The sequence below is a fragment of the Streptomyces sp. NPDC001514 genome (genome assembly GCF_053597075.1).
On record NZ_JBSFHO010000070.1, the window covers coordinates 1 to 9,696 of the forward strand.

The 9,696-nt window shown below is 70.9% G+C and carries 7 protein-coding genes; all 7 read left to right on the top strand.

Annotated features, from left to right (window positions below; all coding sequences use genetic code 11):
- Window positions 1-514: 514 nt before the first annotated feature.
- Window positions 515-1,390: a helix-turn-helix domain-containing protein gene (locus ACWCXB_RS36195; RefSeq protein WP_450728690.1), complete on the top strand. Its 876-nt coding sequence runs from the start codon at window positions 515-517 to the stop codon at window positions 1,388-1,390.
- A gap of 290 nt (window positions 1,391-1,680) precedes the next feature.
- Complete coding sequence (locus ACWCXB_RS36200) at window positions 1,681-3,651, top strand: maleylacetate reductase and hydroxyquinol 1,2-dioxygenase domain-containing protein (RefSeq protein WP_450728692.1); 1,971 nt, start codon at window positions 1,681-1,683, stop codon at window positions 3,649-3,651.
- Window positions 3,652-3,665: 14 nt separating this feature from the next.
- Window positions 3,666-5,429, top strand: coding sequence for an FAD-dependent oxidoreductase (locus ACWCXB_RS36205; protein ID WP_450728694.1), 1,764 nt, complete (start codon window positions 3,666-3,668; stop codon window positions 5,427-5,429).
- Window positions 5,430-5,518: 89 nt separating this feature from the next.
- Window positions 5,519-6,301, top strand: a complete 783-nt coding sequence (locus ACWCXB_RS36210; protein ID WP_450728696.1) for a CoA transferase subunit A — start codon at window positions 5,519-5,521, stop codon at window positions 6,299-6,301.
- Window positions 6,301-6,945: a CoA transferase subunit B gene (locus tag ACWCXB_RS36215; RefSeq protein WP_450728698.1), complete on the top strand. Its 645-nt coding sequence runs from the start codon at window positions 6,301-6,303 to the stop codon at window positions 6,943-6,945. The genes ACWCXB_RS36210 and ACWCXB_RS36215 overlap by 1 nt, the downstream gene beginning before the upstream one ends.
- A 101-nt stretch (window positions 6,946-7,046) precedes the next feature.
- The gene (locus ACWCXB_RS36220; protein ID WP_450728700.1) at window positions 7,047-8,237 is read left to right on the top strand and encodes a thiolase family protein; all 1,191 of its coding nucleotides are present in this window, start codon (window positions 7,047-7,049) and stop codon (window positions 8,235-8,237) included.
- 192 nt (window positions 8,238-8,429) lie between these two features.
- Complete coding sequence (locus ACWCXB_RS36225; protein WP_450728701.1) at window positions 8,430-9,482, top strand: NADase-type glycan-binding domain-containing protein; 1,053 nt, start codon at window positions 8,430-8,432, stop codon at window positions 9,480-9,482.
- Window positions 9,483-9,696: the final 214 nt, after the last annotated feature.

The following is a 9,696-nucleotide window of genomic DNA, read 5'->3' on the forward strand; positions in this document are numbered from 1 at the left end:
CAACGAAGAGAACTCCGGCGCTTCGCACCTCCGCGCCAAGGATGCGTTTCCCTCCCCGGCTGAAGCCGGGGATACCCACGCAAGATCAAGGATGGACACCGTTCCTGGGGCCGGGAGCACGAGGATGGCTCACACCGCTGGGACGACCCCCGTTGGTTCCTGCGGAACACCACGGGCGTCGTGCAGAACCCGCAGCGGCAACGCGCTGACGCCGATGAAGGTCGTGCCGAACAGGACCGCGGTGACCAGGGCGGCCCCTCCGCCAGGGCTCAAGGCAGGCGGGGCGACGCCGACCGCGGCGTCGAGGCGGCAGGCTCGGCGTCATCCGCTGCGGCGATCCGTACACCGGGAGTAACGCCCGCCTGACAGCGTGCGCGAACCGAGAGGCCCCGACACGGAACCATCCTGCGGGCGGGTAGGGAATCCGCCACAGTGGTTGCACGTTCAATTATATGGACTGGACCGCGCACCGTACGGGAGGCTCGCATGACCACCTTCGACCTCGGGCGCAACGATGTCTGAGCTGGGGATCCTCGACACCGGCGGCATCCTGCGCCAGTCCTGGGTGAGCCCGGACCGGACCAGCTCGGGCCTGGGATGGGAGCACGTGTATGTCTCCACCCAGCGGGAACGGTCGTACCACGCGATTTTCGACGCGGCCCCCACCCACCTGCTGATCCTTCACCTGGGCGGACCGGTGACCGTCCGGCGCCGCACGGGCCGGTCGACGCGGAGCGGGCGGATTCCTGCCGGGGGGATCTTCCTTCACCCCGCGGGGCACGCGCTCGACGTTGAGCTCCAAGGGGCGCTCGACACCGTGCACCTGTACCTCACCGACTCGGTCCTGCAGGAGGCGCACGCTGACAGCAGGAGGGTGGAACTCGCCGAGGAACTGGGCGGCTCGGACCCCCTGATCGAGCAACTGGTCCTGGCCCTGGACGGCGTCGTGCGGCGCCACGAGCCCTCCGACCGGACCTACGTCGACCACCTCGTCGGCATGCTCGCCGCTCAGCTCGCCCGCGCACACACGGCCGGCCGGCCCGTGGACCGGGACAGCGCGGTGTCGGGTCTGACCGGTCATCAGCTCACGTCCGCGCGCGAGTTGATGGAGTCCCGGATCTCCGAGCCGCTGCCCGTCGCCGACCTGGCCTCGGCCACCGGTTTGAGCACGAGCCAGTTCAGCCGGCAGTTCAGAACCAGCACCGGGAAGTCCCCCCACCAGTTCCTGCTGCAGCTGCGGCTGGACCACGCACGCAGACTGCTGCGCACCACGACGCTGCCCATCGCCGAGGTGGCCGTCCGCTGCGGCTTCTCCCACCAGGAACATCTGACGCGGGTGATGCGTGCCAAGTTGGGCACGACCCCTGCCGCCTGCCGCAGGGCGGGCTGACCTTCGATTCGGGGCCCGCCCGCCGACGTTGACGCCGCCCGCCGCCCACTCCCAACTGCCGAATGCCGAATGCCGACGGCCGACTGCAACTGCCAGCAGCCCGCCACCCACTGCCGCCCGCCGCCCTGGCCATCCCGGTACGCCCCAAGGCCACCGCGACTCCTCAGGACCACGGCCCCGCTCCGATCCTGCAGAAATACGCGTGAAACGTGCAGGAAACGAAGCGCCGGGACCTCGACACTCGGTGGCAGACGTCCAGGAACCCACGGCACACGCGAAGGCGGAATGCGATGAGGAACTTCGTCTACACCTCCCACCCCTCGCGGGTCATCTTCGGCACCGGAACGGTCGCCCAGGTCCGCGACGAAGTCGAGCGGCTCGGCTGTTCCCGCGTCCTCCTCCTGTCCAGTCCGCCCGTGGCCAAGGCCGCCGCACGAGTGCGTGACCTCCTCGGGGACCTCACGGTGGCGGAATTCGGCGATGCCGCGATGCACACTCCGGTGGAGGTCACGGAGCGAGCGCTCGACGTGCTCCGGGAGCACTCCGCCGACTGTCTGGTGGCCGTCGGCGGCGGATCCACGACAGGGCTGGCCAAGGCACTGGCGCTCCGCACCGATCTGCCGCAGCTGATCCTCCCCACCACCTACGCGGGCTCCGAGGTCACCCCTGTGCTGGGGGAGACACAGGACGGGCGCAAGACCACGGTGTCCTCGCCCGCGATCCTGCCGGAGACCGTCGTCTACGACGTGGAGTTCACCCGGAACCTGCCGGTGGACATGTCGGTCACCAGCGCCATCAACGCCTTGGCCCACGCCGTCGAGGCCCTCTACTCGCCACAGGCGAACCCGGTCGTCGACGCCATGGCGCTCGACGCGATCGCCAGAATCGCCCGGGCCCTGCCGTCTCTCGTCGCCGAGCCGTCCGACACCGCGGCACGAGCCGATCTGCTGCATGCCGCATGGCTGGCCGGTACCTGCCTCGCCTCCGTCGGCATGGGGCTGCACCACAAGCTGTGCCACACGCTGGGCGGGGCGTTCGGACTGCCGCACGCCGAAACACACGCGGTGGTCCTCCCGCACGCCATGGCCTACAACGCACCTGCCGCCAGGGACGTCATGAGCCGCATCGCCGACGCACTCGGCGTGGCGGACGCCGCGAGCGGACTGTTCGACCTGATCAGCTCCCTGGGCGGCCCCACCTCCCTGGCCGACCTGGGCATGGCGGAAAAGGACCTGCCCCAGGCCGCGCGCATGGCCACCGCCACGCCGTACCCCAACCCCCGGGAGCTGACGTCCCAGGGCATCGAGAGCCTGCTGCGCGATGCCTGGCAGGGTCGCCGTCCGGCAGTTCCCGCGGTGCAGGCCCCCTCGGCCCCCTCGGCACCCGGGGCGACCGCGGACCTGGAGCGCCTGACCGATCAGGTGGTGGCGAGCTTCGCCGACGCACCTGATCCACGGGTCGGGCAGCTGCTCGGTGACCTCGTACGGCACCTGCATCACTTCGTGACGAGCAACGACGTCACCGAGTCCGAGTGGCAGTACGCGATCGACTTCCTGACCCGTACGGGGCAGCTCTGCACCAGCACCCGCCAGGAGTTCGTGCTGCTGTCCGACACGCTCGGCGTGTCCAGCATCGTCGATCTGCTCACCAACTCGCGCACCCCGCAGACCACACCGTCGGCGGTTCTCGGGCCGTTCTACACCGACGGGCCGCCGGAGACCGCACACGGCGCCGACATCTCGCAGGGCGTGGCCGGCACTCCGCTGTGGGCCGACATCCGCATCACGGACACCGACGGCCTGCCCGTCCCGGATGCCGTCGTGGATGTGTGGCAGGCCAACAAGGACGGGTTCTACGACGTCCAGCTGCCCGAGTGCGAAGGCCCGGTGCTACGGGGGCGCCTGCGCACGGACGACCAGGGACGGCTGCGCTTCTGGACGATCCTGCCGGCCGAGTATCCGATCCCGGACGACGGGCCGGTGGGACAGATGCTCAAGGCCGTCAACCGCCACCCCTACCGTGCCCCCCACCTCCACTTCATGATCTCCGCACCCGGCCACCGTCGCCTGGTCACCCAGTTGTTCGTGAAGGGCGGCCCCTACATGGACTCCGACACCGTGTTCGGCGTCAAGGAGGGCCTGGTCGTCGACTTCGCGCCCCGCACCGGCCCGACCCCGGACGGCCGTGCCGTCGACGGGGAATGGCGCAGCCTGCAGTTCACCTTCCGCATCGCCCGCCTCGCCGACGCACCGGCAAGCTGACGAGGAGCAGTCCCATGGAATCAACCCACGCCTACGACACCGATGTCCTTGTGGTCGGCAGCGGCCCCGCCGGCGGATCCGCGGCCCTGCTTCTGGCCACCTACGGCATACGCACCCTGCTCGTCACCAAGTACGGCTGGCTGGCCAACACCCCCCGCGCGCACATCACCAACCAGCGCACCATGGAGGTGCTGCGCGACCTCGGCGTCGACGCCGAAGCCGCCGCGGCCGGCAGCCCCGCCGAGCTCATGGGCGACACAGTCCTGTGCACCGCCCTGGCCGGCGAGGAGATCGGCCGGATCCGCAGCTGGGGCACCGGCCCGCACGCGGCCACCGAGTACGGTGCCGCCAGCCCCGCGCAGATGATCGACCTTCCGCAGACCCTTCTGGAACCGGTCCTGGTGAACAACGCCGCGGCGCGGGGAGCCAAGGTCCGCTTCGACACCGAGTTCCTCAGCCTGGAGCAGGACGCCGACGGCGTCACCGCCCGGCTCCGGGACCGGGTGCGCGGAGACGAGTTCACCGTGCGGGCCCGCTATCTGATCGGTGCGGACGGCAGCCGCAGCAAGGTGGCGGAGCAGATCGGGCTGCCGATCGCCGGGCAGAGTGGCAAGGCCGGCAGCATGAACATCACCTTCAAGGCCGACCTGTCTCGGTATGTGGCCCACCGCCCGAGCGTTCTGTACTGGGTGATGCGTCCCGGCGCCCACATGGGCGGCATCGGTATGGGCCTGGTGCGCATGGTGCGGCCATGGAACGAGTGGCTGCTGGTGTGGGGGTACGACATCGACCAGCCCCCGCCCCAGATGGACGAGGCGACCGCTCGGGACCTCGTCCACGACCTCATCGGCGACCGGGACATTCCCGTCGAGATCACGTCGAGCTCGCTGTGGACGGTCAACCACAGCTACGCCACGACGTACTCGGCCGGGCGTGTCTTCTGCGCAGGAGACGCGGTGCACCGGCACCCGCCGTCCAACGGTCTCGGTTCCAACACCTCGATCCAGGACTCGTACAACCTGGCCTGGAAGCTCGCCATGGTCATCCGTGGTCAGGCCGGGCCGGGACTCCTTGACACCTACACCGCGGAGCGGGCACCGGTCGGCAATCAGATCGTCGATCGCGCCAACCTGAGCCGCGACCAGTTCGGCCCGATCTTCCAGGCCCTGGGCCTCGACGGGTACAGCGAGGAGGACGACATCGCGGACGGTCTCGCCGCGTGCCGCAGCGAGACGGCCGACGGCACGAAGCGGCGGCAGGCGCTGGAGGAAGCCATCCAGCTGAAGAACTACGAGTTCAACGCCCACGGTGTCGAGATGAACCAGCGCTATGTCTCCACAGCGGTCATCCAGGACACCGACCCCGCCGAGGTGTGGGCAGGGGACCCGGAACTGATGCACCAGCCCTCGACCCGTCCCGGCGCCAAACTCCCGCACGCCTGGCTCGTCGACAGCAACGGCCACCGCCTGTCCACGCTGGACGTCGTGGGCAAGGGGACCTTCACTCTGGTGACCGGGCTGTCCGGTGGCGTGTGGGAGGCCGCCGCCGCCGAATGCGGGGACACCCTGGGAATTCCGCTGAAGTGTGTGCGCATCGGCTCCAGGAACAGCCGCGACGCCTACGGCGAGTGGCGCCGGACATCGGAGATGGCCGAGGACGGGTGCCTGCTCGTCCGCCCGGACGGACACATCGCCTGGCGATCCGCTGCAGCGCCGGAGGCCGGCTCCTCGGCCCACGCCGAGCTGCTCGGCGCGTTGAGGACCGTGCTCCAGCGTTGACGGCGCGACACAGGCCCCACACAGGACCACACGAATCAAGGCAGACGCCGGTCCGGCGATCTGCCGGACCCGAACGGAGTGCGGTGCACATGGACAAGGTGGTTGCCACCGCCGAGGAGGCGCTGGCCGGCGTCACGCACGGAGCGTCGTTGGCCGTAGGCGGCTTCGGCCTCAGCGGAGTCCCGAATGTGCTGATCCGGGCGCTGTACGCGACCGGCGCGAGCGGGCTGAGCGTGGTGTCGAACAACTGCGGCGTGGACGGCGGCGGCCTCGGCATCCTCCTCGCCGCGGGTCGCATCTCCCGAGTCACCGGCTCATACGTCGGCGACAACAAGGAGTTCGCCCGCCAGTACCTCTCCGGGGAGCTACTGGTCGAGCTCACGCCGCAGGGCACGCTCGCCGAGCGCCTGCGAGCCGGCGGCTGCGGCATCCCCGCCTTCTTCACCCCCGCCGGTGTCGGCACCCAGGTCGCCGAGGGCGGCCTGCCCTGGCGCTACGCGCCCGACGGCACTGTGGCAGTCGCCTCACCGCCCAAGGAGATACGCGAGTTCGACGGCCGGCGTTACGTGCTCGAGCACGGCATCACCACCGACTTCGCACTCGTCCGCGCCGCCAAGGGCGACCGCCACGGCAATCTCGTCTTCCACCGCTCGGCCCGCAACTTCAACCCGCTCGCCGCCATGGCCGGCCGCGTCACCGTCGCCGAAGTGGAGCAGCTGGTCGAGCCCGGCGAGCTGGACCCGGACGAGATCCATCTCCCCGGAGTCTTCGTCCAGCGAGTGGTCGAACTGACGCCGGAGCAGGCAGCGGACAAGCAGATCGAACGGCGCACTGTTTCCGCGCCTCCGGCACGAGGGACGGTGCGGCTCTGATGGCATGGACCAGGGACGAGATGGCCGCACGCGCGGCGGCCGAAATCCAGGACGGCGATTACGTGAACCTCGGCATCGGGCTGCCCACGCTGGTGCCCGAGCACATCGCCGAGGGGGTGCACGTGGTGCTCCAGTCGGAGAACGGCATCCTCGGGGTCGGCCCTTACCCGGCCGACGCGCACGTGGACCCGGACCTCATCAACGCGGGTAAGGAGACGGTCACGGTGCTGCCGGGCGCGAGCTTCTTCGACTCGTCACTCTCCTTCGGGATGATCCGGGGCGGTCACATCGACGCCGCGATTCTGGGGGCCATGCAGGTCTCCGCCGCCGGGGACCTCGCCAACTGGATGATCCCGGGCAAGATGGTGAAGGGCATGGGCGGTGCGATGGACCTCATCCACGGTGCCCGGCGGGTGATCGTCGTGATGGACCACTGCGCCAAGGACGGCAGCCCGAAGGTCGTCGAGGCCTGCACCCTGCCCCTGACCGGCAGGGCATGCGTCGACCGCATCATCACCGACCTCGGCGTCCTGGACGTCACCGAGGACGGTCTCGTCCTCGTCGAGACGGCTCCCGGCGTCAGCGCGGACGACGTCGTCCGCCGTACCGCCGCGCGCGTACGCGTGCCTGACCCAATCGGCTGACCAGCCCCCCTGATCGCCCGCCGGCCGGGATTCCAGGACAGCGCCCGGACCGGCGGGCCGGCATCCCCCCGATTTTCCCTCCCCCTCACAAAGGAGTCCCGATGAACGAGCGCCTGAGGGACGTCTACGTCGTCGACGCCGTCCGTACACCGATCGGCCGCTATGGCGGGGCGCTGTCCTCAGTGCGCCCCGACGACCTCGCCGCAGGCGTGCTGCGCGCTCTGCTCGACCGCAGCCCCGCCCTGGACCCGGGCCTCATCGGCGATGTGCTCTTCGGAAACGCCAACGGCGCCGGAGAGGAGAACCGCGATGTCGCCCGCATGGCCGTCCTGCTGGCCGGCCTGCCCGTCACGGTCCCCGGAGCCACCGTCAACCGGCTGTGCGGCTCGGGGATGGAGGCCGTCATCCAGGCCGCCCGTGCAGTGGCGCTCGGCGATGCCTCCATCGCCGTAGCAGGCGGAGTGGAGTCCATGAGCCGCGCCCCCTGGGTCCTGCCCAAACCGGACCGGGCCTTCCCGGTCGGCAACCAGGAGCTCTACTCCACCACCCTGGGCTGGCGGATGGTCAATCCGCGCATGCCGAAGGAATGGACCATCCCGCTCGGCGAGACCGCCGAGCTGATCGCCGACGAGTACGGGATCACCCGCGAGGCCCAGGACGTCTTCGCGCTCGCCAGTCACGAGAGGGCCGCGCGGGCGTGGAAGGACGGTGCCTACGACGCCGAGGTGGTCCCCGTCGACGGTGTGGAGCTGCCTCGTGACGAGGGAATCCGGGACACCACGTCCCTCGAGGCGCTGGCCCGCCTCAAGCCCGTCTTCCGTGAGGGCGGTACGGTCACCGCGGGCAATGCCTCGCCCCTCAACGACGGTGCGGCAGCCCTGCTCCTGGCCGACGAGGCCGGGCTGGCCGAGATCGGCCGTGAGCCGCTCGCCAGGATCCGGGCCGCCGCCGTGACCGGCATCGAGCCGCAGTACTTCGGTCTCGGCCCGGTGGAGGCCATCCGCAAGGCCCTGGCGAAGGCCGGACGGGACTTCGGCGACCTGCACACCGTCGAGCTCAACGAGGCTTATGCCGCACAGGCGTTGGGCTGCCTGGCGGCCTTGCCCCGCCTCGACCCGGGCCTGCTCAACCCGAGGGGCGGCGCCATCGCCATCGGGCATCCCCTCGGCGCCTCCGGCGCCCGCATCACCGGAGCGGTCGCCCACCAGCTCGCCGAGGAGGGCTCGGGCACGGGTCTGGCCGCACTGTGCATCGGTGTCGGGCAGGGCCTGGCGCTGGTACTGGAACGCTGAGCCAGGCGGTGGGCGACGGAGCATCTCGCGGCCCCTGCGCCAAGAGGTGCACCTCGCTCACGGCCTCGCCCTGCTCAGGTCGCCGTACGACGCCCGAAAGGGCAGCGGCGGGCGCTTCGGTGGTTGCCCTTGCAGGCGTGTGCGGCAGGCGCCGCCTGTCGCAGCATGGGTTGCGGAAGGGGTGAGGGGTTCGTGGTCAACTGCGCAGTGTGCGGGAATCGGTGTGATCCCGGCGAGCAGTTCTGCGGCGCCTGCGGGGCCTTCCTCGAGTGGGCCCAGCCGAACCCTCAGGCAGCCGCGGCACAGCCGGACGGTGCCGCTGCGGCTCCGACGGGGCCGGACGTCGCCGTGCTTCGGGAGGAACCCGCCGCCCAGGCGAGCGGGCCGACCGTCCCGCCGAGGCCCACCGCCCCGCCCCTGCGCGCCGTGCAGCCTCATGTCGAGGAGCCCGGCCGTCCGATGCCGCCGCCGTCGCGGCACGGGGACGCCGCTGAACCGCCGCCACAGGCCGGGGACCTCATCTGCGGCCAGTGCGGCAGCGGAAACGTGCCGACGAGGCGCTACTGCCGGCGCTGCGGTGCCTCCCTCGCGGACGCCCCTGTCGTACCCCGGCCGCCCTGGTGGCGGCGGCTGTTCACACGCCGCCCCAGGCCGAAGCCCGTCGCCGGGGAGCGGCCACCGCGCCGGCAGTGGCGGCGGCCGCGGTTCGTCCTGCCTCTGCTGGTCCTGTGCGTCCTCGTGGCGGTCGGGTACGCCTTTCGCGGCGAGGCCGGCCGCGCGCTGGAGGCCGTACGGGACCGGACGTCGAAGACCGAGCAGATGCATGCGGTGAAGGTGACGGCATCGAGTGCAGGGAAACAGCACCCGGCCAAACTCGCCGTGGACGGGACCACGGACAAGTACTGGACACCCGCGCACCCCGGTGTCGCCGAAGGGGAGTATCTGGAGGCCACGTTCGGCGAACCCGTCCGCCTGCTCGATCTCGTCGTCCATCCCGGCAGCTCTCCTGTGGCCGAGAAGTTCCTCACCCAGGCGCGGCCCAGCCGCCTGCTGGTGACCGTCACCTCGAAGGACGGCCGGACGACGGTCAGGGACGTCCGGCTGGCCGACGTGCCGGGAGGGCAGCGCTTCCACCTGGCCGTCAGCGATGCCGTCCGCGTCCGGCTCACGGTCCAGGGCGCGTACGGGGGCGGGGCCGGCCGGTATCTCGCCTTCGCCGAGGTCGAGTTCTTCAAACGGCGCTGAGCCGGGTGCCGTCAAACGACACCCAGGGTGTCCAGCATCTGCGCGTGCCGGCGCTCCGCGTGCCGGGCCGCCACCGGGTCACCGGCCTGCCGGTGGGCCGCGATCAGCAACCGCCACATCCGCCGAGTCCTGGCGGTCCAGCGTGCGCGCGGCCAAATGGGCGGCGTTGGCCGGGAACACGGCGGGCCTGGCCTCGCAGATCGCGTTCCTCACG

Excerpts from the sequence above, each read along its gene's own strand:
- ACWCXB_RS36195 (WP_450728690.1), top strand. The coding sequence starts at position 515 with ATGTCTGAGCTGGGGATCCTCGACACCGGCGGCATCCTGCGCCAGTCC.
- ACWCXB_RS36200 (WP_450728692.1), top strand. The coding sequence starts at position 1,681 with ATGAGGAACTTCGTCTACACCTCCCACCCCTCGCGGGTCATCTTCGGC.
- ACWCXB_RS36205 (WP_450728694.1), top strand. The coding sequence starts at position 3,666 with ATGGAATCAACCCACGCCTACGACACCGATGTCCTTGTGGTCGGCAGC.
- ACWCXB_RS36210 (WP_450728696.1), top strand. The coding sequence starts at position 5,519 with ATGGACAAGGTGGTTGCCACCGCCGAGGAGGCGCTGGCCGGCGTCACG.
- ACWCXB_RS36215 (WP_450728698.1), top strand. The coding sequence starts at position 6,301 with ATGGCATGGACCAGGGACGAGATGGCCGCACGCGCGGCGGCCGAAATC.
- ACWCXB_RS36220 (WP_450728700.1), top strand. The coding sequence starts at position 7,047 with ATGAACGAGCGCCTGAGGGACGTCTACGTCGTCGACGCCGTCCGTACA.